Annotated in this window: 26 protein-coding genes, 1 tRNA gene and 2 other annotated features (1 of these 29 cut by a window edge); of the genes, 6 read left to right on the top strand and 21 right to left on the bottom strand. The window is 41.9% G+C overall.

The genetic code is table 11. The features are described from left to right. Nucleotides 1–12, bottom strand: a binding site (T-box leader); it reaches 246 nt to the left of the window's first position. Between the two features lie 60 nt (nt 13–72). Further along, nucleotides 73–319: a binding site (T-box leader), on the bottom strand. A gap of 61 nt (nt 320–380) precedes the next feature. Beyond that, nucleotides 381–1,022: an MOSC domain-containing protein gene (locus tag J7E35_RS15875; RefSeq protein ID WP_251009712.1), complete on the bottom strand. Its 642-nt coding sequence runs from the start codon at nt 1,020–1,022 to the stop codon at nt 381–383. 163 nt (nt 1,023–1,185) lie between these two features. Between J7E35_RS15875 and bcbE the strand changes: the two genes are divergently transcribed. Beyond that, nucleotides 1,186–2,454, top strand: a complete 1,269-nt coding sequence (gene bcbE / locus J7E35_RS15870; protein ID WP_214781302.1) for a bacillibactin exporter BcbE — start codon at nt 1,186–1,188, stop codon at nt 2,452–2,454. Between the two features lie 31 nt (nt 2,455–2,485). Here bcbE and J7E35_RS15865 read toward each other — a convergent pair whose 3' ends face one another. From J7E35_RS15865 to J7E35_RS15840, 7 genes are all read right to left on the bottom strand, one after another. Further along, a complete protein-coding gene (locus tag J7E35_RS15865) occupies nt 2,486–3,256 on the bottom strand; it encodes an alpha/beta fold hydrolase (RefSeq protein WP_214781300.1) in 771 nt (256 codons plus the stop codon). A 243-nt stretch (nt 3,257–3,499) separates the two neighbouring features. Further along, nucleotides 3,500–3,589: a putative holin-like toxin gene (locus J7E35_RS23735; RefSeq protein ID WP_225649917.1), complete on the bottom strand. Its 90-nt coding sequence runs from the start codon at nt 3,587–3,589 to the stop codon at nt 3,500–3,502. A gap of 159 nt (nt 3,590–3,748) precedes the next feature. Next, nucleotides 3,749–4,549, bottom strand: a complete 801-nt coding sequence (locus J7E35_RS15860; RefSeq protein WP_214781297.1) for a DUF2935 domain-containing protein — start codon at nt 4,547–4,549, stop codon at nt 3,749–3,751. A gap of 128 nt (nt 4,550–4,677) precedes the next feature. After that, a complete protein-coding gene (locus J7E35_RS15855; protein WP_214781295.1) occupies nt 4,678–6,537 on the bottom strand; it encodes a PTS fructose transporter subunit IIABC in 1,860 nt (619 codons plus the stop codon). 15 nt (nt 6,538–6,552) lie between these two features. Next, on the bottom strand, nt 6,553–7,464 hold the full coding sequence (gene pfkB, locus J7E35_RS15850; protein WP_214781293.1) for a 1-phosphofructokinase: 912 nt from the start codon (nt 7,462–7,464) through the stop codon (nt 6,553–6,555). After that, nucleotides 7,461–8,213 carry a DeoR/GlpR family DNA-binding transcription regulator gene (locus tag J7E35_RS15845; RefSeq protein WP_214781291.1) on the bottom strand — a complete coding sequence of 251 codons (753 nt, stop codon included), beginning with the start codon at nt 8,211–8,213 and terminating at the stop codon, nt 7,461–7,463. Before J7E35_RS15845 ends, pfkB begins: the two co-directional genes overlap by 4 nt. A gap of 174 nt (nt 8,214–8,387) precedes the next feature. Then, nucleotides 8,388–9,020, bottom strand: coding sequence for a LysE family transporter (locus J7E35_RS15840; protein WP_214781289.1), 633 nt, complete (start codon nt 9,018–9,020; stop codon nt 8,388–8,390). Nucleotides 9,021–9,207: 187 nt separating this feature from the next. On the opposite strand from J7E35_RS15840, the gene J7E35_RS15835 reads away from it, so the two are divergent. Further along, nucleotides 9,208–9,291, top strand: a tRNA-Leu gene (locus tag J7E35_RS15835). Between the two features lie 85 nt (nt 9,292–9,376). Here J7E35_RS15835 and J7E35_RS15830 read toward each other — a convergent pair. Beyond that, nucleotides 9,377–9,583, bottom strand: coding sequence for a cold-shock protein (locus J7E35_RS15830; RefSeq protein WP_192470543.1), 207 nt, complete (start codon nt 9,581–9,583; stop codon nt 9,377–9,379). Between the two features lie 416 nt (nt 9,584–9,999). On the opposite strand from J7E35_RS15830, the gene J7E35_RS15825 reads away from it, so the two are divergent. Next, nucleotides 10,000–10,620 (top strand): LysE family transporter, encoded by a 621-nt coding sequence (locus J7E35_RS15825; protein WP_214781287.1) that lies wholly within the window; start codon nt 10,000–10,002, stop codon nt 10,618–10,620. Between the two features lie 538 nt (nt 10,621–11,158). After that, nucleotides 11,159–11,470 (top strand): DUF6509 family protein, encoded by a 312-nt coding sequence (locus J7E35_RS15820; protein WP_214781285.1) that lies wholly within the window; start codon nt 11,159–11,161, stop codon nt 11,468–11,470. A 33-nt stretch (nt 11,471–11,503) separates the two neighbouring features. On the opposite strand, the gene J7E35_RS15815 is transcribed toward J7E35_RS15820, so the two are convergent. Genes J7E35_RS15815 through J7E35_RS15805 form a run of 3 tightly spaced genes read right to left on the bottom strand, consistent with a single transcriptional unit; the run spans nt 11,504 to nt 13,006 of the window. After that, nucleotides 11,504–11,899: a cytosolic protein gene (locus J7E35_RS15815; protein WP_214781283.1), complete on the bottom strand. Its 396-nt coding sequence runs from the start codon at nt 11,897–11,899 to the stop codon at nt 11,504–11,506. A 38-nt stretch (nt 11,900–11,937) separates the two neighbouring features. Next, a complete protein-coding gene (locus J7E35_RS15810) occupies nt 11,938–12,423 on the bottom strand; it encodes a metallophosphoesterase family protein (RefSeq protein WP_214781282.1) in 486 nt (161 codons plus the stop codon). A gap of 58 nt (nt 12,424–12,481) precedes the next feature. Beyond that, nucleotides 12,482–13,006 (bottom strand): hypothetical protein, encoded by a 525-nt coding sequence (locus J7E35_RS15805; RefSeq protein WP_214781281.1) that lies wholly within the window; start codon nt 13,004–13,006, stop codon nt 12,482–12,484. Nucleotides 13,007–13,149: 143 nt separating this feature from the next. Between J7E35_RS15805 and J7E35_RS15800 the strand changes: the two genes are divergently transcribed. Next, a complete protein-coding gene (locus tag J7E35_RS15800) occupies nt 13,150–14,202 on the top strand; it encodes a sulfite oxidase (protein ID WP_251009711.1) in 1,053 nt (350 codons plus the stop codon). Between the two features lie 41 nt (nt 14,203–14,243). On the opposite strand, the gene J7E35_RS15795 is transcribed toward J7E35_RS15800, so the two are convergent. Next, nucleotides 14,244–15,140, bottom strand: coding sequence for an NAD-dependent epimerase/dehydratase family protein (locus J7E35_RS15795; protein WP_214781279.1), 897 nt, complete (start codon nt 15,138–15,140; stop codon nt 14,244–14,246). 119 nt (nt 15,141–15,259) lie between these two features. Next, nucleotides 15,260–16,120, bottom strand: coding sequence for a non-homologous end joining protein Ku (gene ku, locus J7E35_RS15790; protein ID WP_214781278.1), 861 nt, complete (start codon nt 16,118–16,120; stop codon nt 15,260–15,262). Between the two features lie 141 nt (nt 16,121–16,261). On the opposite strand from ku, the gene J7E35_RS15785 reads away from it, so the two are divergent. Continuing rightward, nucleotides 16,262–18,094 carry a DNA ligase D gene (locus J7E35_RS15785; protein WP_214781558.1) on the top strand — a complete coding sequence of 611 codons (1,833 nt, stop codon included), beginning with the start codon at nt 16,262–16,264 and terminating at the stop codon, nt 18,092–18,094. Between the two features lie 25 nt (nt 18,095–18,119). Here J7E35_RS15785 and dapF read toward each other — a convergent pair whose 3' ends face one another. From dapF to J7E35_RS15750, 7 genes are all read right to left on the bottom strand, one after another. Continuing rightward, on the bottom strand, nt 18,120–19,100 hold the full coding sequence (gene dapF, locus J7E35_RS15780) for a diaminopimelate epimerase (protein WP_214781276.1): 981 nt from the start codon (nt 19,098–19,100) through the stop codon (nt 18,120–18,122). Nucleotides 19,101–19,326: 226 nt separating this feature from the next. Beyond that, a complete protein-coding gene (locus tag J7E35_RS15775; protein WP_214736363.1) occupies nt 19,327–19,656 on the bottom strand; it encodes a four-helix bundle copper-binding protein in 330 nt (109 codons plus the stop codon). 88 nt (nt 19,657–19,744) lie between these two features. After that, nucleotides 19,745–20,533: a hypothetical protein gene (locus tag J7E35_RS15770; RefSeq protein WP_214781274.1), complete on the bottom strand. Its 789-nt coding sequence runs from the start codon at nt 20,531–20,533 to the stop codon at nt 19,745–19,747. Nucleotides 20,534–20,804: 271 nt separating this feature from the next. Next, nucleotides 20,805–22,196, bottom strand: coding sequence for a S8 family peptidase (locus J7E35_RS15765; RefSeq protein WP_214781272.1), 1,392 nt, complete (start codon nt 22,194–22,196; stop codon nt 20,805–20,807). A gap of 263 nt (nt 22,197–22,459) precedes the next feature. Further along, nucleotides 22,460–23,239, bottom strand: coding sequence for an ABC transporter permease (locus tag J7E35_RS15760; protein ID WP_214781270.1), 780 nt, complete (start codon nt 23,237–23,239; stop codon nt 22,460–22,462). Next, on the bottom strand, nt 23,236–24,144 hold the full coding sequence (locus tag J7E35_RS15755) for an ABC transporter ATP-binding protein (protein ID WP_214781268.1): 909 nt from the start codon (nt 24,142–24,144) through the stop codon (nt 23,236–23,238). The genes J7E35_RS15760 and J7E35_RS15755 overlap by 4 nt, the downstream gene beginning before the upstream one ends. Next, a complete protein-coding gene (locus tag J7E35_RS15750) occupies nt 24,144–24,344 on the bottom strand; it encodes a PLD nuclease N-terminal domain-containing protein (protein WP_214781266.1) in 201 nt (66 codons plus the stop codon). The genes J7E35_RS15755 and J7E35_RS15750 overlap by 1 nt, the downstream gene beginning before the upstream one ends. Between the last annotated feature and the right edge of the window lie 2 nt (nt 24,345–24,346).

The raw sequence follows: 24,346 nt of genomic DNA, 5'->3' as shown, positions 1-24,346 counted from the left end.
CATCGAGTTTACATAATATTATTATCAATATCAAACAGCAGACAAAAAGGGTCCCCCATCCTTATTGAATACAATAAGGACGAGAGACCCGTGGTGCCACCTTAATTAGCTGTAAAACAGCTCACTTAACAGCATCGAGCATTGAATGCTTAATGCCTGCCTTTTATAACGATAAGGCCATTTCGCCAGAGCCTACTGCCGTAAGGGTTCGGTCCGGAAGCTCGGAAGTCCATTCGCTGCAACAGTTACACTGATTCCCACCAACCATCAGCTCTCTGAAGTACCTGATCCAGTTACTACTCTTCGTCATCGCTCATTCATTATATTAATCATTATAATAAAGCGGTGATTCACAAATGTCAAACAAAAAATGAAATATTTTAATTTTTCTGCATTAAAAATTTCTCTAGATTTCTCTTCCAGTCTTCTGCCAGTTCCTCGATTTCTAACAGTCCTTCAATCGCTTGATAGTCCTTCCTCTGGTGAAAATAAATTTCATTTGCCCTTAAAATCGAAAAGTCATTTTGTATCCTCTCCAAAAAAGTGATTTCGGAGTCTTCGTAGACCATTCCCTCTTGAAGAACACGGAAAAAATAGCCGGTATAGCCAGTCTCGACTACCCTTTTCAGCAGACGGTCAATTTGGTTATTCTTCGATATTTTTGAACACGGAATCCTTCCCTGTGTCACCTGGATCACAGATTCTCCAAGCTTGTATGTATCACCGATATAGATATCGGCTTCCAACATGCCCGGGGCTGAAATATTCTCCCCAAAGGTTGGAGGGTCAAATTCCTTTCCGAATTCAACAGACCATTTTGAATAATGCTCTGCGGGATAAAAACAAACCGCTCTGTCAGGTCCTCCATGAAATTCTGTTGCCGCCACGCCATCTCCCTGAAAAGATTCTTTTGTAAGTAACGCTTGTGTCACTCTTTTTTTTCCTATTGCTGAAAGTTCTTCTTTGCCGTTCCAGTTCTTAAGCTCCGGCTTCCCTATATTCAGGTACAATATTTGTGTCATGATTCCACCAACCTTCAAGCCTTTTCCAATTATTTTATCCTTTTCGCCCTAAAATCTCCATAAGGAATTTACACAGCAAATATCTTTCCCATAAAAAGACATCTGTTTTTTCTGTTGTTTATGTCCACACTAAAAATAGTATGAAAAAAGGCAGGTTAATATCATGAATTATATTGAAAGCTTGTTTCCAAAATCTGGTGGAGTTTCGGATAAAAAAGATACGAAAAAGGATAATGTCAATAATCAAAAATGGGCAATTGTCTCTCTCGCATCCATTCCGCTTGTGATGACACTTGGTAATTCGATGCTGATTCCTGTTTTGCCTGTCATGGAAAAGAAAATGGGCATTTCTTCCTTCCAATCAAGCCTGATCATAACTGTATATTCAATAGTAGCCATATTTTTAATCCCGATAGCCGGGTATTTATCTGATCATATTGGCCGAAAAAAAGTCATCATCCCAAGCCTGATCATAACTGGAATTGGAGGAACTATATCTGGGTGGGCATCATGGCAAATGAACGATGGATACTGGGTTGTCTTAATCGGGAGAGCTTTGCAGGGTGTGGGAGCAGCTGGAGCTTTTCCAATCGTTTTGCCCCTGGTTGGAGATATGTTTAAAAACGATGATGAAGTGAGCGGTGCCCTTGGAGAGATTGAAACCGCAAACACGCTGGGAAAGGTGCTCAGCCCGGTTTTAGGCTCTTTCCTGGCAGGATTCATCTGGTTTATCCCATTTTTTTCAATACCAGTGTTCTGTGCACTATCGATCATAATGATGATTTTCCTTGTAAAAAGTCCAAAAAAGAAAGAAAAACCATTACCTTTTAAGGATTTCCTCAAGAAAATCAAACTGACTTTCACCGAGAATGGGCGGTGGCTCTATGCCATCTTTTTTATTGGTGCCATTGTCATGTTCGTGTTGTTTGGAGTCTTATTTTACCTGTCCGATATTCTGGAGAACAAATATGGAATAAAGGATTTGAAAAAAGGATTGTTTCTTGCCCTGCCTTTAGGGGCTCTGTGCCTTTCATCATTTATTACTGGAAAATTAATTAAGAAGAACATGATCCTTATGAAGTGGATTACGTTCTCGAGCTTGGTTCTGCTTGGTATAGCAGTGGCCCTCTTGAGTTTTTCAAGAGAGCTATGGTTTCTAATCTCCATGTTCCTCGTTGCCGGCATTGGTATTGGAGCAAGCCTGCCTCCACTGGATGCATTGATTACTGAAAGTATTGAACAAGAAGAACGAGGGACCATTACATCCTTATACAGCTCAATGAGATTCATCGGGGTAGCTGCAGGTCCGCCTGTCATCGCTTTAATGATGAAAAATTCTAATAAGCTAATGTTCATAATTCTGACGGTATTAAGCATTTCTGCAGCCCTAGCCACATTTCTCGCTATAAAACCAGATAAACAAGAGGCGTAAAAACGCATTGTTTTTCGAACAATGCGTTTTTTTAACGCCTGGCTGATTGCTCTTCCAAAAATTTAGCCACTTCACTATTGAACTCCTGCCATTTCTTTACAGGTACCTGATGTGAGACTTTAGGGATGATCGCTGTCCGGAAATCTTCAAGCTCTCGTTCATACGCCCTTAGATGCTGATTGATAAAATCCCTCGCCCCATAAATAAGCAATAGAGGGATATTCAAATTCTTCAGCCGGCCGATACAAGAATAATTCAATGACTCATGGTAAAAATGGAACCATGTATTTAAATCGGTCTTCAACATATGTTCAATCAGTTCGGTCCTGTAGTTTTTATCGAATGTGTGAGCGGTTGCAATCACCTTGGCCAGGGTTTTTGGTGAATTCCTGACGAAATACATCCCCAGCATATGTTCATATTTCAATGAGGGCGATTGTACCTCAGCAAAGCCTCCGCACAAGATAATTGATTCAGTTCGTTCCGGATAGGCCAAGGCGAATTCCTGAGCGATGCTGCCTCCTGAGGAATAACCGCATAACGTCACCTTGTCCTGGCCAATAAAGTCAGCCAGCTCCAACACTTCTTTTGCATACTTTTGGATGGTAACGTTTTTTAATAAAACAGAAGACTCCCCATGACCGCTTAAGTCGGGTAAAATTAGCTTATAACGTTCGCTCAGCGGCTTCTGAAATTGAAATACCTTCCTACCCATACCAGGTGGATGCAGAAAGATAATTGGATTTCCCTGCCCAATCTCTTCGTAAAAGAGATCCCCATATTCTAATGTGCATCTAGGCATCCGTTATTCACTCCTATGCATGGATTATACAACTTCATTAGTATAGCCAAATCGCAAAACATCTCATGCATAAAACCCTTATAACCGTGACAATGACCGTCTCCTATGGTATTCTTGTATTGTATGAATGTAAAGAATGACTGCCGGTGTTGGCCCACCAGCAGTCTCCGCAATAGCCGTTCCCGCCTGAGGTTCGGCAAGATAAGCAGATGGACCTCTCACTGTATTACAGTAAAGTGAGGTCTATTTTTTTTGGCTTAACGTTAGGATTGCGAGGATTAGACTGGCAAATGAAAACATAGCCATAAAGGTTTCGAATACCGTCAAAGGCATCACCCCCTTCCTCCGGGGCTTAGCCGACCACCTTGAGAGTGACTATTGCTACTCAAGTATAACATAACCTTGTCCAAAATAAGAACATCCGTTCTATATTAGAACAAAATTAGGGCTAAGATACTAGACGGAATGAATTCTATCTAGTATCCCCCTCCTTCAGTCTGTCTTCAATCTTGGCTTCCCGGGATCGCATTCCGGCTTATTCATTGAGGCTGCTTCAGCAACTTTGGATAAATAATAGCACTCCTCCCTGAACATATGGTCAGCCATTAGCGGAGCAAAGCTGCCCAGTGCCTGTTCAGTCAACTCGAGTTCCTTTAGTTCATCAAGAAACTTCATGAACAGCTGAATTTCCAGCGATACCTCTCGATTCATCCTTTGCAGAGCTGGAAATGAACTTAAATTTGTTCGCAGGTAACCCGTCATTTCGACTGCTTTTAAGTAAAAATCCTCAAAATGCTTCTTGTATTTTTCACTCTTGGCCTTTAAACTTTTTTCAACCTGGTCAAGATTACTTTGAATGGCACCGGCATGACCAGCCGCATCAAGCAGCCAGACAGTATGATGGTGCAATTCGTGGAATACCGGCGGAACCTCTCCTCTTTTTAGATATCCAAGAACTCTGATATACTCCTCAACCTCATTTACCATATGGTTTAAAAAGGTTGGGCCGAAATGGATTTTGACATTGCCAGTCAGCATTTTTTCTATCAGATCCAGCTTAAATTGCCGAATTTTCTTTGCTTCTTCATCTGCTCTCAGGCTCAAATGAATGAGATTGGTCGTTTCTACCCTTTGCAGCAGCCTGTCAAAGGTATTAATGAAGTACTTCGCCGTTTCTATTTCTTCCTGCTCTACAGGTACAAGAGCCTCGTGCAGGAATCGCCCATGGTCACCAAGAACCTGAAGCCAAAACCGGTGTTCATACAAGGCAGCCGCTTTAAAATCCCTCTCCATCCTCTTTTCCCCCTTTACAAATCACTTCATAAAAGCTTATAGGCTAAGCGGGGGAAATATTCATATGTCCACTACTATAAAATTTTATACAAAAAGCCTGCAGACTTTAAGCCTGCAGGCCTTTGGTTTTATTTTGCAACTGGTTTCTTCAATATTCCAAGCAAGATGGCTGTGACGACTGAACCGATGAGAATTGCAGCCAGGTATAACAGCCAGCCTCCCTCGACTAGCGGTACTACGAACAATCCGCCGTGAGGAGCTCTCAGCCCAATGTTAAACATCATAGTCAATCCGCCGGCAACAGCTGATCCAGCCATTACAGAAGGGATTACACGGAGCGGATCTGCGGCTGCAAACGGAATGGCACCTTCAGTGATGAAGGAAAGTCCCATGATATAATTTGCCTTTCCTGCATCCTGGTCTTCCTTGGAAAACTTATTTTTAAAGATCGTAGTTGCCAGTGCAATTCCAAGCGGAGGAACCATACCGGCTGCCATGATTGCAGCCATTGGCTCATAAACACCGTTAGCAAGCAAGCCTGTTCCGAAAACATAAGCTGCTTTATTAACCGGACCGCCCATGTCGAATGCCATCATTAAACCGAGGACAATACCAAGCACTACAGCATTGCCAGTCCCTAGTCCCGAGAGCCAATCAGTGATTGCCTGATTCAAGGCACCGACTGGTTTGTTTACTAAAAACAGCATAATGAACCCTGTTGAAGCAATACCGAACAATGGATACAAGAGAATGGTTTTAATACCCTCAAGTGAAGCAGGAAGTCCAGCGAACAATTTCTTCAGTCCCAATACTAGATAGCCAGCGAGGAATCCGGCAACCAAACCGCCAAGGAATCCGCCGCCGCCAGTTGCTGCGAGTAATCCGCCGACCATACCCGGTGCAAAACCTGGCCTGTCAGCAATACTTAGTGCAATAAAGCCGGCAAGAATTGGCACTAACAATCCAAAGGCACCGCCGCCTCCGCCAATGTCCATCAATGCCTTGGCAATTGGGTGATAGGAAGGATCATCTGGATTAAACGCGTTATATCCGAACATGAACGAAATTGCGATTAGAATACCGCCGCCGACTACGAAAGGAAGCATATTCGATACGCCATTCATTAAATGCTTATATATTCCGCCGCGGCTTTCCTTCTTTTCTGCAGTTGCATTGCCTGATGCCTTATATAGTGGTGCGTCCTTTTTAACAGCCTTTTCAATCAAGTCCTTTGGTTTTCGGATTCCATCCGCAACAGGAACATCAATTAGAGGCTTGCCAGCAAAGCGGTCCATATCCACCTTTGTGTCGGCTGCAATGATGACTGCTTCAGCGTTTTCAATGTCTTCTTTCGTAAGGACATTTTTCGCCCCACCCGAGCCATTCGTTTCAACCTTGATATCTACGCCCATTTCGGCAGCTTTCGCTTTTAAGGAATCTGCGGCCATGTAAGTATGGGCAATACCCGTAGGGCATGCAGTTACTGCAACGATAAACTTTTTATTGTTCCTCTCAACCTTCTCTTCGCTTTCATCCTTGTCGTAGCTGTTAATGATTCTAATGACATCATCTGCAGTCTTTGCTCCAAGCAGCTTTTCACGTGCATCAGCTTTCATCAAAATGGAAGAAAGTCGCGCAAGGGCTTCAAGGTGGGTATTGTTTGCCCCTTCTGGTGCTGCAATCATAAAGAATAGATGTGCAGGCTGTCCGTCCAATGATTCATAATCGATTCCAGCCTCAGATCTTCCGAATACAATTGCCGCTTCCTTTACAACTGAAGTTTTTGCATGTGGAATGGCGATCCCATCGCCTACGCCTGTTGTGCTCTGTTCTTCCCGTTTTAGAATGGCTTCCTTAAAAGCATTACGGTCCGTGATTTTCCCAGCCCGCTCTAGCACTCCTACAAGCTCATTTACAGCATCCTGCTTTGATGCAGCACTCATTGATAATAAAATAGTCTCTCTAGTCAGCAGTTCTGTGATTCTCATGTTTTCTCCCCCTTACTAGCTGTTTAATATTTTTACTTCTTGAAGAAGTTGTTCAACTTTCTCAGGTGTGCATAATCCGATTGAAAACGCAGTTGCGCTTCCGGATGCAACACTATAGCGGAAAGCTTCTTTGCGGTCACCGGTCTTTAAATACTGAGCCAGGAAACCAGCCACCATTGAATCGCCTGCACCCACTGAGCTTTTGACTTCACCTTGAGGAACATCAGCTTTATAGGCGTCGTTTTCATTGATATAGACGGCACCTTTCTCAGCCAATGAAACGATGACATTTTTAGCACCAGCTTCAACAAGTTTTTTTCCATAAATAATGGCTTCATCAGCTTCGGTAATTTCCTTGTTGAAGAACTGCCCCAACTCATGATGATTCGGTTTAATCAGGAAAGGCCTGTGGACAAGGATGTTTTTCAGCAAATCACCTTCTGCATCCACGATCACTTCTGCTCCTGTATCCTTGCAGATTTGGACTATCTCTTCATATATGGAATCAGGCATGCTGGAGGGAATGCTTCCCGCGAGGATCAGATAATCACCGAGTCCAAGCTGCTTGATTTGCTCCTTCAATGTTCCTATTGCCAGTGTGGATATTTCCGGGCCACTGGCATTTATTTCTGTTTCTGTTCCGGCCTTAAGCTTAATATTGATTCGAGTATCACCCTCAACATTGACAAATCTGGTTTGCACGCCTTCCCTGTTAAGAAACTCCTCGACATACCTGCCAGTGAAACCTCCGATAAAACCTGTAGCCTTGCTGTCAACTCCAAGGGAGCGAAGTACCCTTGAAACATTGATGCCTTTACCGCCAGGAAGTTTTGTTTCATTCGAACTTCTATTCAAACTGCCTAAATGAATTTCATCTGCTTCAACGAGGTAATCAACAGATGGATTAAGAGTCAGTGTGTATATCATGATGTCACAACCTTTATTGAAGTTTTGCTCGTATATTGTCCTTTATGATCCTCATCAATGGTATTGGTAATGATCGCAGCCTCATGGAGATCTGCAATTTTTGCGAAGGTGATCTCAGAGAATTTTGTGTCATCAGCAAGGACAAATACCTCTCGGGACAATGTCATTGCTTTTTGCTTGATCAGCGCTTCTTCCTGGTCCGGCGTCGTATAGCCAGAATGTGGATGAATTCCATTAACTCCGAGGAAGCATTTATCGAAGCGGTACTGTTCAAGGCTTGCCAGAGCTCCTCTTCCAATGACCGCATTCGTTTTCGGCTTGGCATATCCGCCGATCACATACGATTCTATATTTCTTTCAAGCAGCTGCGGTAAGTGCATGAGTCCATTAGTAACTACGACAATATCTTTTACCGGAAGGAAACTAACCATTTCCAAAATAGTCGAACCGGCATCAAGATAGATGCTATCCCCTTCTTCCACAAGACTTGCTGCATATTGAGCGATTTGTCTTTTTTCCTGAAGGAATTTGGTGGATTTTTCAATCATGCTTGGCTCCTGGAGTTTGCCCCTTAACCTTGCTGCTCCGCCATGCACTCTTTTCAGGAACTTCCCTTCCTCAAGGATGGTCAGGTCCCGGCGGATGGTCGATTCCGAAGCCTCAGTCAGATCAACTAGTTCCTGTATCTTCACTATTGGTTTTTCTTTTATTAATTGTAAAATGAGCTGGTGGCGCTCAGGTGTCAACATGAGCCATTCCTCCTAATTGCTTCGTATTATCATCATAATGTAATCGATTTCAGAAATCAATCATTTTCTTTCAAAAACAATCATTTTAAGTCAAATTTTAAATAAATATGAACGTTTATGACAGTTATCAGAAAATAAAAAAACCTCCGAAATGGAGGTTTTCTAATAGAACTACTAAAATAATAAAGCCTTGATACCCTGGTAGCCAAAATAGAAGCCAAATCCGAGCAAGGAAAGGCCGGACAATATTGAAATAGCCCTCAAGCTGCCATAATTCAAAAACTTCCTGAAACCGGTGGTAATCGCTGCTACAAAAATGTCCCACAATGCCAGGCCGAGAAAAATCATACTGCTGTATATCAGCAGGTCTGTCCGTCCATAGTTGCTGGCGGTTTTTGCAAGCACAGAACCATAGATTCCCAGCCAGAAAAGAATGGATAAAGGGCTGCTGATCGACATGATAAAACCCGTAAGGAAACATTTGAGCAACGATTCTTTACCGCGGCTGAAAGCGAGATCAATGGTATTGGCCTTTATAATACACTCTATCCCCGAGTAAATCATGACGAATCCGCCAAACAGCCAGAGGAATATTTGAATGATAGGCATGTCCAAAAAATTCACAAGACCCAAATAGATTAACAGCATAAAAATGGCGTCGGCAATCATCGAACCTGTCCCTACAATCCAGGCATGCCAGAAACCATTTTTGATCCCCTTATCCAACCTGGCTGAATTTACCGGGCCGATTGGTGCAGCCAGCGTTAACCCAAGGAATATATAACTGACTAGTACACTTACACTCAAGGCTTCGTCCCCCAACATACAAAAACTTTGTACATTGTATGTTGGAAATTTCAATCCTAATACTACCTGTCCAATTTTTTAAAATACAATTTGCAGCTTTGTTTAAACAGCATGATCCTTACTGCACTGCACAAAATTTTTTTCATTGTAATCTATAGTTTCTGTGCTATAATTCTGGTATAAATACGCGGGTGTGGCGGAATCGGCAGACGCGCTAGATTCAGGTTCTAGTGGTGGCAACACCGTGGAGGTTCAAGTCCTCTCATCCGCATACAGAAAAGGTGCCTATACATTGGGCACTTTTTTTGTGCAAAAAAACAGCCTGGATATCCATCCAGACTGTTTTGACTACAATATTATCCAATTAAATTCTGACTATGGTTGTTGACTACTTCAAGAACCTTAGTCTCCTGCTCCATATCACTTTGACAAATTGGGCATGCGGGGACATTGCTGCTTTTAAAGTTGTCGCGAACCCAGCAATTGCAATCATCAGAAGTACATACCCATATTTTCGTTTCAGCGGTTACGATCTCTTCAGGCGGTTTTCTTCCAAATGCCATTTCCTCACGCTCCTATAGTTTAATAATGGCCCTTTTCATTTTTGCAGGCTTTCAATAATAATCCCAGTTTATTCTGGACTTTATAAAGCAGCAAAACATTCGAAAAGACCTTATCATCGTTCGATTGATAAAAAAATTCATTTATTATAAAAAGCCGGCAAATGAAACTTTTTATAATAAATGAATGATCCGAAAGTTGATATCTATTCCATTTTACCACACTTTCTTATTTTTACCAAAAGTGACACATCTGCAGTAGCCTGCGCAACAGTTACTAGTATATTCTTTTCATTTTAAATTTATTAAGACTGCCCTAAAAAAAGAAATTATTTTTGTAAAAATAGGTTGTACGCCTCCATAAGTATGAATAGAAATAGTACAAGCAAATTACGATTTGACTATTGGAGGATTAAAAAGTGAATGTTTTCTTGGGTTATATTTTCCTTGGATTATCACTGGCCGCCCCGATTGGCCCTGTTAATGCCGCACAGATGGACAAAGGGATCAAGAGTGGTTTTTTTCAGGCATGGCTTCTTGGCCTGGGCGCACTGACAGCTGATATCATTTACATGCTGACTGTCTATCTGGGTGTAGTTAAATACCTCGAGACACCGTTCATGCAATCATTTCTCTGGCTGTTCGGATTCTTTGTCTTGATGTATACAGGCATTGAGACAATTATCGGCTCTGGCAAAATCGTCATGGATAATCGAAGTGAGGAATCCGGTTTTAAGTCTTTTTTATCCGGCTTTATCATGTCCATTTCTAACCCGCTCACCATCTTATTTTGGCTCGGAATTTACGGATCAGTCCTTGCCAAGACTGCTTCCTCGTACGGCACTGGCGAACTAGTCATTTACAGCTTTGGGATCATTCTCGGCCTTATTCTCTGGGATATCGTTATGGCCGCAATTTCCAGCAGCTTCCGAAAGCTGCTTACCACAAGGTTGCTTACGATTATTTCCCTCCTATCAGGAATATCACTAATTGGCTTTGCCTTATTCTTCGGATATCAGGCGTTGAAGCTTTTTCTTTAAAAAAGAGTGCCCAATGCATCTCACATACTGTAAAGCTGTCACAATAACAGCTGGTTCTTGACAGCTTTGACCGGGTTTCCTATAAAGCTGTCACAATAACGGATGTTTCTTGACAGCTTTGATTGCGTTTCCTGAAAAGCTGTCACAATAAAGGCTGGTTCTTGACAGCTTTGACTACGTTTTCTGAAAAGCTGTCTCAATAAAGGCTGTTTCTTGACATCTTTGACTACGTTTCCTGAAAAGCTGTCTCAATAACGGAGGTTTCTTGACAGCTTTGACTGCGTCCCCTTAAAAGCTGTCACAATAATTTCTTTGTTTTTAAATCGCTGGTATGTCACCGGTCTCCGTTCCAGTACTTGCAATGGGCTAATAAACACCTGTTTTGTTCCAGGTTGCGATTTCCACATACTGCTCCGTTTTCATTAAGTCCTGAAAGCTGCCTTTTATCCGGCAATCTTCCCTTTGCTTCGAATTCCTTGATTGTTTTTGATGTTTTCGATATATAATAGAGGTGACAAAATTAAAAGGATGAGCATTCATGAATATTACCGGACATACTGTCGAGCTTCTTGAGGATCCATTTGGACTTCTGTCAGGGAGCAGATATGAATATTTCCTAAATATCGAGGTAGACGAAGAAGACGAGCTCTATACTGAAAAAGGCTTACTTTTGAAGGTGCTTTTTTTGGTGAACGGCGAAGAGAGACGGATCCTGCAGAGCTATTTTATTGAACAGGAAACGGAAAAGGTTCTTGATTTTGAACTTGAGGAAGATGAAGTGCTGCAAGTGAAAAAGTATTGTGAGGAAAACTTGCCCGCTGAGGAAGAAAATGAAGAGGAAACAAAATAAAAAAGAGCAGATTCCTGCTCTTTTTTATTTTACTTATACTTCTACTGCCTTTCCTTCCTCAACGATGTGATAAAGGAGATGAGCAAGATGCTGAACAGGTCCAAGCTCCCCCTCTTCTTCGTTAAGTTCTTCAGTAAATTCCAGATCATTCAAGTATAATGCTGAAAACTCATAGAAATCCTTCAGTTCGAAGCCGTAGCAATTCGATGGTTCTTCCTTCTGCTCCTCATATTGGAGCATTAAATAATAGACCTTGCCATCTTTATCTTCCGCATCAAAAAAGACAAAGAAACCAATATTCGTATCAAGGTCAAATAAATGGCGTGTACCGCCCTCTGTAGCCTGCTCATAATCCTCGCTGCTTAATTTTTGAACCTTCATTGTTTCTACTTGATCTTCTGCGTGAAATTTCACATCAAAGGTTTTCATTGTTGAATTACCTCCTGTCTCGAATTTACATAGTGGATCTAAAAAAAGATATGCTTTGCGATAATTCTTTCTTCGACAGTCAGGATACCATAAGAGAATTGCTGCTGTCTCCTTTTATCAGTCGGTGATCCTGGGTTAAAGACAATCACACCACCGATTTCCTTGAGGACGGGGATATGCGAATGACCATATACTATGCAATCTACCTCATCGGCTGCGAATGTTTCAATTGCCCTTTTTTCGGTAGTTTTCCCGGTGCCGTGTCCATGGACTATCCCTATATGGAAATCACCTGCCACGAGGATTTCTTTTGTTTTGAGCAGTTTTTTCAGTTCGGGTCCATCTACATTGCCGGTCACGCCGATAACCGGGCCAAACTGTTTTAACTCGCTATATAGCTCCACGGTCTGCCAATCGCCAGCATGAATAATATAGTCACTATCTTGCAGGTCATTGAGCAGTTTCTCAGGCAGCTGCTTTGCTTTTTTTGGCATATGAGTGTCAGAAATGACAACTATTTTCATGGCTCGACACACTCCCTTCGCCTGCCATCCCCTTTTATGGTACCCTGGTGAGAATGGATTAACCTTTTTCAGGATCTTTATATTTTGTCACATTAAAATAATCTTTCGTATCATTATAACTATTGAACTCGATATCGAGGTCATGAAAATATCGGTGAAGCTGAAGTAAGATTTTCTTATCTTTTATCCCATCTTCAATGGTTCTTGAATAATTGGATATCGTATCAAAATCAGCCTGGAGGGCAGTATTGTCAGTTTCGACAGTTGCCAAAACTGAGATGATTTCAGAAGCGATCTCCCTTTGCTCCTCCCATTCAACCGTATCTATCCTTCCCCAACCAAGAGTATCATTATATTTAGTATGAAATTCACGAATGAAGCCGCCAACTGTTGAGTAGTTTTCATGCTCTGAATTCTCCTGAAATAACGCGACAGTCTGACCTCCGTTTTTAAGGTTGCTTTCATCCCTGGCTTCATGATGACTCCTTTTCTCCCACATTGTATAACCTGCATATAACCCAAACGCCAGTAAGAACAGACTTACAGGTAGAACCATAAGTTTCCATGTGCTTTTTTTCTCCATTTGCCTGCCCCCTGTTAGAACTCGTCGTTTATATTCCGCCACTGAACCTATTATTAATATTATTTGACACCCATCCCGAAAAACCTTTTTAATGTTCTTCCATTTGCGTCCCAGCAATAAATTAACGATGAGGAGGAATGAATATGTACTTGAATTTTGGAAAGGTGCGTCCTTACTTAACAACAAGAAGCCTTATCCCTGAAAATCAGGAAACTCTGATTAACTTTGTTTCTTTTCTTCAGCCGGTTGCTGAGCCTCTATTTTACCGCCGGAATCACTTTTCTTATCCGATTTTAACACCAGAGTCATTCACGCTGACAATTTCCGGCTCAGTTGATCACACTTTACAATTCAATTACTCTGAATTTTTGAAGCTGGCATCTAAATCCAATAGGGTGCTCATTGAATGTTCAGGTAATAAGAGGGCATACTTCAAAGAAAAAGTCTTTGGAGAGCAGTGGGAAGATGGTGCGATGGGTGAGGGAATTTGGAAGGGAGTTCCTTTGAAAACCTTGCTTGAGTACACCGGAATTAAAGAAGGTGTATCTGATGTTGTTTTTAGAGGAAGAGACGCAGGCATCAAGAACAGCAAGTGGATCCACTTTGAAAGAAGTTTACCAATTGCCAAGGCCCTAGATCCTGAAGTAATGATCGCATATGAGTACAACGGGAAACCCATCCCCCATAAACACGGTTTTCCTTTCCGGCTGATTGTTCCAGGGTGGTACGGGATGGCGTCTGTTAAATGGCTAAATGAAATCATATTGATTAAAGACAAATTTAAAGGGCCCTTTCAGAGTGATGATTATGTTTATTATTATAAAAACGGCACAACTGAGCCAGTCACTATAAACAGAGTGAATTCAACAATCCAGCAGCCACTTGATAGACAGTTAGTTAAAAGCGGAACCTGCGAAATCAGAGGGATCGCCTGGACAGGTTCCGGGGTCATCGCAAAGGTGGAAATAAGCTTTGATAATGGAGCTAATTGGGAGCAAGCCAGACTGGATACCCCCACTGTGGAACATCAAACTGTTTCATGGAGTTACGCGAAGTTTTTTAAATATGGAAATTCATATCATATATCAGTCCGGGCAACCGATACCGAAGGTAAAACCCAGCCTTCAGAAGCTGTCTGGAACGAGAAAGGGTATGGATACAATGCAGTTATGCAAATTACTGTAAAGGCAGAATGAAGAAAACCCAGGTGCAGAGTATCTTTGCGCCTTGGTTTATTTTAATGCATATCATTCAGTTCAATATAATAGATGAACAATTGATCCAATAATTGATTTAGTTCGGTAAATTTAAAGCCCAGACCAGCTGCAAGTGCAGTGTCGATCGACCAGGATCCAGGCAATGCATACGGAGAGACCGTTCCGTTTTCAGTGGTATCCTTCACGATTGCTTCTTTATTGGCCAGCAAAGCTATTTTATCAACCAATTCTTTCAAACTAATATCTCCGGAAGATCCAGGATTGATTGGTCCCTCAAAATTTGACTTCCCGATATCCAACAAAAAATCTGCGGCTTCATCAGCGTGGATGAAACTGTAGCGCAAATCAGGGTCTGGCATGCCTATTGGTTGTCCTGAAAGTATTTTATCTACATGGAACTTCAGGCGTTCTGTGTAATCGTCTTCCGAAACGACAATTGGGAACCGGACGGAAACGACCTCAAAATAACCAAGCTGATTGAATACCGCTTCTGAGGCTCTTTTTGCCTCTTTGTAGCCTTCATACCCTGGGTATTCCTTTCGGCTTTTGTATTCTATTGGATATGTAAAAGCATTAAAATTGCCTTCTGTATGAAGCGTGCCAAAGTCATATACAGCTTGAGTAGAGGTGAAAATATAGCGGGCCGCTTTCCCCTTCAATGCCTCTACTGTATCTCTCGCCTCCATTGGCGAAAAACAGGATTGGTCATACACAAGGTCCCATTCTTTTCCTTCGAAGGCTGCTGCCATCGTCTCTTTCTTTTCCCGATCAATTACCAGCCGCTTAACATTTTCACCAAAAGGGTCATTTTTCATTCCCCTGGTAGCAATCGTTACCTCATCACCATTCTTTATCAGCTTTTGCACCAGCTTTTTTCCAAAATACTGGGTTCCTCCAAGTACAAGAATTTTTCTCATCGATAATCCCCCTTCACTATAAATTTATTCTTCTTAAGCTCCGGATTCTCCTTTAAAAATAATCCAAACAAAAACCGGCCACATAGTGATGGCCGGCTGTGTAATCTGTGCTTGTTTCTTTAAGCTTGTTTCTTTTCCTTAGCCTTTGGTTTAGCGGCTGTTTTCTTCTTCTTTGCTGAGGCTGGCGCTGGCTCTTTCTTTTTCTCAGGCTTGGTACGGTCGATAGAAGCCTGAAGCGCTGCCATAAGATCTGTAACATTGGAGACTGGCTCTTTTTCGGTAGGAGTGACCATTTCTTTGCCCGTACGCTTTGCTTCGATAAGTTCCAATAAAGCGGTACGATAATCATCCTTGTACTTTTCTGCATCAAACTCGGTTGTCAGCTGATCAATGAGCATGATGGCAGTAGCCAGCTCCTTTTCCGTCACTTTATCTTCTTCTGGTACATTCGGGACATCTACTGCGTTTCTGACTTCATCCGGGAAATGGATGGTCTCCATGACGAGTGTATTGTTATAGACGCGTACAACTGCAAGTTGTTCCTTTGCCCGAATGATTATTTTGGCAATTCCCACCTTCTGCGATTCTTCAAGAGCTTTCCTGAGTAGAGAATAGGCCTTACCGCCGCCCTCGTTCGGAGACATGAAATAGCTGCGCTGAAAATAAATCGGATCTATTTCCGTAATTTTTACAAAGTCGATTATTTCCACGGCTTTATCTTCATTTTCTTTCCTTAACGCTTCAAGATCCTCATTTTCAAGAACGACAAACTTACCTTTTGTGTATTCATAAGCCTTAACGATGTCTTCGTTTTTCACTTCAACATCGCACACTGGACAAGTTTTCTCATATTTTATTGGCGAGTGGCATTCTTTATGAAGAGTTCTCAGCTTGATGTCCCGATCCTCAGTCGCAGCATGAAGCTTGACCGGGATATTGACAAGCCCGAAGCTGATGCTCCCTTTCCAGATTGTATGCATTACATTCTCCACCTTATCGTTTTAATACTAATTTGCTTAATAATTGTTTTATCATGCATTAAAACATTTCCCAGTGTACTAGGATGGAGCCAAACAGGAACAATATAAATAGTCACTGGTGTGAAAGGATGGGGAAAAATGCTGAAACCAATGCTCCCTACACTGGCATTTGAAACGCCGCAGGGGAATGAATGGCGTTATGAGATCAAATTTGACGGCTTTCGTGCCTTGTTGACATGGGATTCAGAAATTGAATTGACAAGCCGCAATGGAAAACCGCTGCTTCCTTTGTTCCCAGAATTAGAAGTGTTCCTTACTGCCAACAAGGAAAAGTTCCAGCCATATCTGCCTCTGACATTAGACGCTGAGCTAGTTTATTTAGAGAACCCTTATAAAGCCAATTTCGGGGCAATCCAAATCAGGGGAAGAATGAGATCAAAGGAAAAAATCAAAGCCGAAGCTGACAGGAATCCATGCAGGCTGATGGTTTTCGACCTTTTGAAGGTAAAAGGAAAAAATATAGCATCTGAGAGTTACAACCACAGGCGGACAAACCTTCAATCCCTGTTTTCCGAGATTGGGCTGCCTCTCTCTCCCAATCATCAAAACCCAGACTTGGTCCAGCTTATTCCGAGTGAAACGGATTTGAAAAGCTTATGGGAAAAAATCGTCATTTACGATGGAGAGGGGATCATTGCCAAGCAATACAACAGCAGATGGGAGGAAGGAAAACGGACAGAAACATGGATTAAATCGAAGAACTGGAAGTATGTTTCCTGCTTTGTCACGGCTTATGAGAAATCAAACGGTTACTTTTATATCTCAGTTTACAGGGATTCAAAAATACATCAAATTGGCCTGGTAATCTTCGGATTCAAGCCCGAGGAAAAAAATGCCCTCCATCAAATCATCAAACAAAATAAAAGTGATGAAGATACTCAGTTCATTTATGTGGAACCAGGCATTTGCCTTGATGTAAAGTATCTGGAAATCTATGAGGACCAACTTCGTGAGCCTCATTTTCATCAGTTTCGTTTCGATTTAAGTCCAGATACCTGCACTTATGAAAAGTTTGTTTTCCAACAAAAGAATCTGCCTCCGGATATTGAAGTCACCCATCCCGATAAGCCGATTTGGGAAGAACCGCCGATCCAAAAGATGGATTACATCCATTATTTAAGGGAGATTTCCCCCTATATGCTTCCATTCCTGGAGGACCGGCTGTTAACAGTGATCCGCTATCCTCACGGGATGTTTGGCGAAGCCTTTTACCAAAAAAACGTCCCTGATTATGCACCGGCTTTTGTCCAGACTGCAAAATCTGAAGGAATTGAATATATTGTCTGCAATAATATGAAAACCTTGCTTTGGCTCGGTAATCAAATTGCCATTGAGTTTCATATTCCCTTCCAGACAATCAACAGCAAAGGGCCTGATGAAATCGTCTTTGACCTTGACCCGCCATCGAGGGACGATTTCCATTTAGCGATTAAAGCTGCCGTTTATATCAAAGAGGTCCTGGATGAATTAAAGCTGATCAGCTTTATAAAAACTTCAGGGAACAAAGGACTCCAGGTGTATATCCCGCTCCCGGATAACCGTTATAGCTACGATGATACAAGGTTGTTCACCTCCTTTATCGCGAACTACCTGGTATCTAAAGAGCCGGAATCGTTTACGATCGAACGGCTGAAGAAAAACAGGGGCAACCGATTATATGTGGATTACATCCAGCATTCTGAAGGCAAAACGATTGTCAGCCCCTATTCCGCTCGCGGAAAATCACATGCAGGTGTGGCCACTCCGTTATTTTGGGAAGAAGTGAATGAGAATTTAAGACTTGAGGATTTCCATCTAGGCACAATCATCGAGCGTGTGCAAAAGTCAGGCTGTCCGTTCAGGACTTATTTTGCTGCAAAAACAGCGCAGAATTTCGAACCGGTCCTGAATGTTTTGAAGTCAAAAAAATCCTGAGGAAGCTCCTCAGGATTTTTTTCGTTTAAAATTGGCTTAGATACTTTTTAGCATGCTCCTGCAGTCTGCCGTACAGGATATCTTCGTTGAAATCTTCCTGTTCCAGTATTTCCTCAAGTAATCCCTTATTTGAAAAATCAACTTCAATTTGAGCAGAATATACAAAAGTCGCATTGCCGATCAATTCGATGGTATAAGTATCATTTTCTTTATGGACAGCGCATTGAACCATTCCGCCATTATTATAGACATTGATTGGCTGGCCAAGGTCATTCTCACCCATCAGGCAAGTGACAAGTGTGGAGGCCGACATCGCTGTTCCACAAGCATTCGTATAGCCAACGCCTCTTTCATATGTCCTGACAAAGATACTCCCCTTTTCAAGGAGCCTTATGAAGCTGACATTAACACCATCAGGAAATAAATCATTAGGATTGTTTACCTTTTCACTCAACCTCGTCTGCAAATCGGATTCCAATTGCTCTTTGCTGACTACAGCTGTCAGGTGAGGATTTGGCACTGCAAGAGCTGTAAACGTCAATTCCTCAGATAACTGCGGAATCTTCTCCTGAATCAGTTTTTCCTGATTGAGCACTAACGGCAAATCCTTCAGGTCAAAAGTTACCGGTGATATTTCCACCTGGTAAGTTGGGATATCACTGAAAATTTCCTCATGCTTCTTCACCTTGAGGTTGGCTTTCATCGTTTCAATCACGGCTTCATCCACGCCAAGCTTCTCACAGACATAACGTCCTGCACAGCGAAGGCCATTGCCGCACATGGATGCCTCTGTACCGTCAGAATTAAAAATCCGATACTGGGCGTCTGCAACCTTGCTTGGACGGATGAACAGAATTCCATCCGCACCCAGTGACGATTCCCTGTCACAAAGCGCCAGCGCTAGATCACGCCTTTTAAAATCATCAAATTTATAATTACGGTCGGTTTCATCTATCAATAAAAAATCATTATTTGATCCATGACATTTAATCAAATCAATTAACATACTTACGCCCCCAAAAACCTTCGTTATATTACAAGATGCCATAAAAGCTCGAATTGTTCAATATTGAAAGTCGTCAGAGATTATTTTTCTTTTGGCTGAGCTTCTGCTTACTGTTTTAGACTTCCCGAGCGGATTTCGGGCAATGCAGATTCCCTCATTTTCAGTTTAGCCTATTCCCTTTTTCATACATAAAAAGAACCAGCTTGGGTTGCTGGTTCTTCTTGTTTTATGATGCCATTCGTCTGCATTCTTCCGCACATTTAAAGCAGGCTTCGGCACATTTTTGGCAATGATCATGGTCATGCTTTTTGCATTCATTGCCGCAAGCTTCGCAAATTTCTGCACACAAACCGCAAATCTGGTTCACAAAGTGGCTGTTTGTCTGCATTGCAGTGACTGCCATACCGCAAATTTCTGCACATTCCCTGTCCATTCTGATACATTCTGCCATCATTTTTACATTCTCTTCCTTTAAACAGGAATCAAAACATACATTACAGGCTTCAATACATTCTATGCATGCCTGGATACAATCCTGATATTGTTGGTTTACCATGTCCCAGCCTCCTTCTAGTTTCTATCTATTTGTTAACCTCTTGGAGTCCAAAATAAACGAAACTTTCAAAAATGGAATAATTTTCAAACTAATGGTTGTAATACATATAAAGATTTGCGAGAGCAGCAAATACAGCCATCCGCTCTTCCTCACCCATCGTATAGTCCAAAGTTAACACAGGGATATTGGCTTCTTTAAAGAACCTGGTCCATTCCAATGGCATCCACCCTTTTTGCAGCCTGGCTGTTGTGTTGCCGTCTTCCCGGACAAATTTATAATCATGAGTCAGACCAGGGGTTTTTTCGATTTTCAACTGCTCTCCACCCAAGACAGCCGAACCAATAGTCACTTTGGTGTTCTTCTTTGGAAAAAACATACCAATTACATCATTTTGTGCATTTAGCATTTTATATCTATATCGCTCTTGTTTCAGCTTTCCTTGCAGATTTCCTTTGGAGTCATAGATTCCAATTTCTTTCATTATTCTTTTATCTGCAAAATAAGGGATAAACCAACGGAACCTTCTAATAGTGAGTTCTCTTAATTCTCCGGCCAGCATTCCGTCGGGAGTAAAAAAGAGCAGCCTTATTGCAGGCGCAGGAGAAAAGGCGATGAGAAGGTGGTTTTGCTCAAATAGTTGTTTATCATCATACCGGTGGAATGCTTCCTCGCTCTCTTCTGATTTTTGTTTATATAATATAAAGTGATTGTAGTGGAGGAAGACTAAAAGCAAGAACGGTACTGCTACCAGGAACAGAGGTATATTCCATGAAAACAGCAGGCTTGCCGCCAAAATCAATGTAAGAATACCTGCTGATATAATGGAACCGTTTAAGCTGATATAGGCTGTCTGCTGATAATATTGCCGTATACTCATATCTATTATCTCCTCGAAGAAAATCTATTTCGTCACTCTAAGTCTATTAATCGAAGTGCATAATCATTCTGCCTTTTTTCGGCTAAGGCTGTTTTCGATTAATCATAGTGTTCGAACATGTCCTTGCTTCGCCATTCTAATAGGTATCGTGGCATTTTTAGAGACGACTCAGAAGAAAAGTTCATAGAATTATCTACAACTCAATAACTTTATAATTTCCTTAACCATAAAAAAACGGACAGGAGTCCATCCCATCCGGTTTTGCATTAGATTATTTCATTTTCAGCGCATTTACTGCATTGATCAGACCATAGCCAGTTTGCTCATCATAACCCGGTTTGAAAAGATCTTCAGCTGAGTTTTGGATGATTGCCTTGACTTGAGCTGGAGTCAATTTGTCCTTACCGTGTTTGGCGATTACCACACCTGCAAGAGCTGCAGTTTTTGGTGCTGCCATTGAAGTTCCGCCTTTTGCGCCGTATCCATGACCAATGACTTCCTTTGTATCTGGATCAAGTACAGGTACAGTGCTGTAAGCAAGGTAACTATTATCTCTTCCAGTACGAGTAACAGGATCATAATTCGGTCCTAGGTCGCCGCCAGGAGCCATTACATCGATTTTACCAACGCCATAGTTGGAGTAGAATGCAAGATTCTTTAAAGCACCGCCAGCGGAAACTCTGATCATCGTCTGGCTGCTAGGGCTTCTGTGAGTAGCACCAGTGTCATCACCTGACAATTTTCCTGGGCTGCTAAGATCGACACCGTTGTTTCCTGCAGAGCCGACAACTGTTACACCCTTCTTGATTGCGTACTGGATTGCACGATTGAACAATTGAACATCAGCGACGATGTCGTTCGTTGCATACGCTGGATCCTGGAACCAGTCATACCCGCCAAGAGACATGTTGACAACGTCGACGTTATCGTCTGCTGCTGTCATTAGAGCTTCGGCAATATGGGAAGTAGCTGCTCCGCCAGTTGGACCAAATACTCTGTATGAGGCTACTTTAAGATCAGGTCCTACACCAAGCGCTTCACCTTTTGCCGCAATTGATCCAGCAACATGGGTTCCGTGGCTGTTCTGGTCAATTGGGTCAGAATATCCAGGTACAAATGATTTACCGCCTGCGTAATTATCTTTTAAATCAGGGTGATTATAGTCAATGCCTGTGTCGATTACGCCTACAACGATATCTTCACCATCAACAGATAATCCAGTTCCCCCTGGAAGGTTCCATGATTCACCATTATTTGTTACTTGCTTAATATCCCACATAAACTGATTATAGAAATCTGCACCTTCAGTGAGGTCTTCAACTGCTACTGTCTCTCCTTCAATCGTTTGTTCAGGATAAACAGTATTCTCTACACCAGCCTCTAAAACAAGAGATGATTTCTTCACTTCATTCAGGAAGTTGGCATTTTTAGAGGTAACCTCTACAGCACCAAGCTTGTCCAATTTATCTTCCACTTGGCCGCCGGCTTTTTTGATCGCATCCGCATACCCAGCTGGAAGCCCCTGCTGGTCCTTAAAAATGACAAGGTATGTATTTTCTGTATTTGTTTCTGCTTCTCCTTTTGTTACGCCTGCATTAAAAATGGTAGCGGCTCCCAAAAGGACAGCGAGTGTTCCTGCATAAAGTTTTTTTCTTGTCGACATATTACCCCTCCTTTTTCTTAATTTTCATTATATTTAAAAATCAAACTTTAGCAATATAATGAATTCGACATCTAAAACCAGTATTTATCCAGAAAATTAGGTATATTTTATTATTCATAAGTCTGTTTTTGAAACTAATATCCATTTAAATATGTTTAAAGAATCAATTTAACAATTTAATTATCTAAATAATTCGACATAAATTTAGTAAAAACAGTTCTTCCGTACTAGCAAAAAAATAAGATCTGGTCATTGACCAGATCTCAATCTGCAAGTTCTTTTCTTTTAAAAATATATATTGCCAATACAACAAATAAAATTGTCATTGATAAAGTGACCCCTGTCGCTGGCCAGACATGCTCTGGCCACTTTTCGGTAATCAATCTCTCAGAAACATAGGTAAGGAGCTGTGTCGGGCTCCATTCTAGCAGATGCTGGAAGGAGCCTCCTATTATCGTAAAAATAAAGACTGTAACAAGGGCTGCCATACCAGCTGCGACTGGCTGCATGAACAAAGCACTGCAAAGGATTACGAAGGACAATACAAGTACTAGCCATAATGCATATAGTCCGAACGATTCCATGAAAGAGCCAAATGGAATAAACTCAAACAGAACGCCAGTATAATACCAGCTTGCCAGCATACCCAGGAACAATGATAGGAGTATTAATATAAGTGCCGCTGCCCATTTTGAAGTAATATAAGAGAAATAGGAAACTGGCTTTACGAGGATCAGCTGTGCGACACCGCTCTTTCTCTCACCTGCAATTGTTCCCATCATGGAAAGGACGATTACCAGTATTCCAATCATCTGGAACTCTCCCAAGCTCATGATAAACACCTCCTGAGCGGAAGGTTCGGGCATTTCGAATACTGCACCTTCCGGAAGACCGCCGACGGAATTAAGAATCTCTGGCAAGTAATAGGTGGTTAGCGGGTCCATCACCCCAAGCAAAATAAAAGTGATTGGCATCCAGATCCATTTGTAGTTCCTTGCCATCTCAAGGAATTCTTTGTTTAGTAAAGTGAACCACTGCTTCATTTTCCCACCACCTTCATGAACACATCTTCCAGACTGATTGAACCAATTTCATATTTAGTAAGCGGCCAGTTCTCTCTGGCTGCCTGGCTCAGTATAACCTCTTTGACTGCTTCAAGGTCTTCCGTGTAAATACTCGCTTTATTGACTTCAATTTGGATGGAATCGATTTGTGGATGTTCTGAAAGATGTTTTAAAAAGCTCGAGGCATTCTGGCTGAAAACAAGATCGATTTTTGACTGGTGATATTTCTCCCTGAATTCATCCATTGTTCCAGATTCAATAATTTGACCATTGTGGAGAAACAGAATGCTTTCACACACTTCTTCCGCATCATTAAGAATATGGGTGGAAAATAATACAGTCGCCTCCTTCTTTAGCTTCTCCAGCAGTTCTAGGACCTCTCTTCTTCCAAATGGATCCAGGGCGGAAACTGGCTCATCCAGCATGATCAGTTTCGGCCTGTGTATGATTGCCTGGGCAATCCCCAGCCGCTGCTTCATCCCGCCAGAAAACTTGCCGATCCTCCTGTTTTTTGCATCTGCAATGCCCACAAGCTCGAGAAGTTCAGCGGACCGTTCCTTCGATTCCTTTGAATTCAATCCTGATAGCTTCCCAACATACTCAAGAAACTCTTTCGCCGTCATCCAGTCATGGAATACAGGATGTTGCGGAAGATAACCGATCAATCGTCGATGGTCACCGCCCTGCTTTTGTCCCACAAATGAAATCACCCCATTGCTTGGCTCAAGAAGCCCGGAGAGCATTTTAAGAGTGGTCGTTTTCCCTGCACCATTTGCTCCGATTAACGCTACACATTTCCCATTTTCGAGCTCGAAATCCAATCCCTTGATCACCTGCAAGTCTTTAAAACTCTTCTCCAAATTTTCAACTCGGACTAAGGGCATTATTGATTTCTCCTTCCAATCACGAAATACAGGATAGGCCCGATGATGTTAACCACTAATATAACAATAGCCCACACCCATTTAGGACCATTTGTTTTTTCTATCTTTATAAGATCAACCAGTGCAACAATTAATAAAATCACCTGAATGATCAATATAGGTGCAAGTAAAGCCCAATTTAAATCAAAGAATAATTCCATTC

Source organism: Bacillus sp. ISL-45 (genome assembly GCF_018613195.1).
GTDB lineage: Bacteria > Bacillota > Bacilli > Bacillales > Cytobacillaceae > Mesobacillus.
The sequence above is the reverse complement of the archived record's forward strand: the minus strand, read 5'-3'. Positions and strand labels throughout refer to the sequence as shown.

Bases quoted from the DNA above. Each gene is read 5' to 3' on its own strand.
- J7E35_RS23735 (WP_225649917.1), bottom strand. From the start codon at position 3,589: ATGCCTTTGACGGTATTCGAAACCTTTATGGCTATGTTTTCATTTGCC.
- J7E35_RS15815 (WP_214781283.1), bottom strand. From the start codon at position 11,899: ATGAAAACCTTTGATGTGAAATTTCACGCAGAAGATCAAGTAGAAACA.
- ku (WP_214781278.1), bottom strand. From the start codon at position 16,120: ATGCATACAATCTGGAAAGGGAGCATCAGCTTCGGGCTTGTCAATATC.
- J7E35_RS15755 (WP_214781268.1), bottom strand. From the start codon at position 24,144: ATGCCCTTAGTCCGAGTTGAAAATTTGGAGAAGAGTTTTAAAGACTTG.
- J7E35_RS15820 (WP_214781285.1), top strand. From the start codon at position 11,159: ATGAATATTACCGGACATACTGTCGAGCTTCTTGAGGATCCATTTGGA.
- J7E35_RS15770 (WP_214781274.1), bottom strand. From the start codon at position 20,533: ATGAGTATACGGCAATATTATCAGCAGACAGCCTATATCAGCTTAAAC.
- dapF (WP_214781276.1), bottom strand. From the start codon at position 19,100: ATGTTAATTGATTTGATTAAATGTCATGGATCAAATAATGATTTTTTA.
- J7E35_RS15760 (WP_214781270.1), bottom strand. From the start codon at position 23,239: ATGAAGCAGTGGTTCACTTTACTAAACAAAGAATTCCTTGAGATGGCA.
- J7E35_RS15765 (WP_214781272.1), bottom strand. From the start codon at position 22,196: ATGTCGACAAGAAAAAAACTTTATGCAGGAACACTCGCTGTCCTTTTG.
- J7E35_RS15860 (WP_214781297.1), bottom strand. From the start codon at position 4,549: ATGGAGAGGGATTTTAAAGCGGCTGCCTTGTATGAACACCGGTTTTGG.
- J7E35_RS15875 (WP_251009712.1), bottom strand. From the start codon at position 1,022: ATGACACAAATATTGTACCTGAATATAGGGAAGCCGGAGCTTAAGAAC.
- bcbE (WP_214781302.1), top strand. From the start codon at position 1,186: ATGAATTATATTGAAAGCTTGTTTCCAAAATCTGGTGGAGTTTCGGAT.
- pfkB (WP_214781293.1), bottom strand. From the start codon at position 7,464: ATGATATACACACTGACTCTTAATCCATCTGTTGATTACCTCGTTGAA.
- J7E35_RS15800 (WP_251009711.1), top strand. From the start codon at position 13,150: ATGTACTTGAATTTTGGAAAGGTGCGTCCTTACTTAACAACAAGAAGC.
- J7E35_RS15805 (WP_214781281.1), bottom strand. From the start codon at position 13,006: ATGGAGAAAAAAAGCACATGGAAACTTATGGTTCTACCTGTAAGTCTG.
- J7E35_RS15830 (WP_192470543.1), bottom strand. From the start codon at position 9,583: ATGGCATTTGGAAGAAAACCGCCTGAAGAGATCGTAACCGCTGAAACG.
- J7E35_RS15845 (WP_214781291.1), bottom strand. From the start codon at position 8,213: ATGTTGACACCTGAGCGCCACCAGCTCATTTTACAATTAATAAAAGAA.
- J7E35_RS15810 (WP_214781282.1), bottom strand. From the start codon at position 12,423: ATGAAAATAGTTGTCATTTCTGACACTCATATGCCAAAAAAAGCAAAG.
- J7E35_RS15795 (WP_214781279.1), bottom strand. From the start codon at position 15,140: ATGAGAAAAATTCTTGTACTTGGAGGAACCCAGTATTTTGGAAAAAAG.
- J7E35_RS15750 (WP_214781266.1), bottom strand. From the start codon at position 24,344: ATGGAATTATTCTTTGATTTAAATTGGGCTTTACTTGCACCTATATTG.
- J7E35_RS15865 (WP_214781300.1), bottom strand. From the start codon at position 3,256: ATGCCTAGATGCACATTAGAATATGGGGATCTCTTTTACGAAGAGATT.
- J7E35_RS15775 (WP_214736363.1), bottom strand. From the start codon at position 19,656: ATGGTAAACCAACAATATCAGGATTGTATCCAGGCATGCATAGAATGT.
- J7E35_RS15855 (WP_214781295.1), bottom strand. From the start codon at position 6,537: ATGAGAATCACAGAACTGCTGACTAGAGAGACTATTTTATTATCAATG.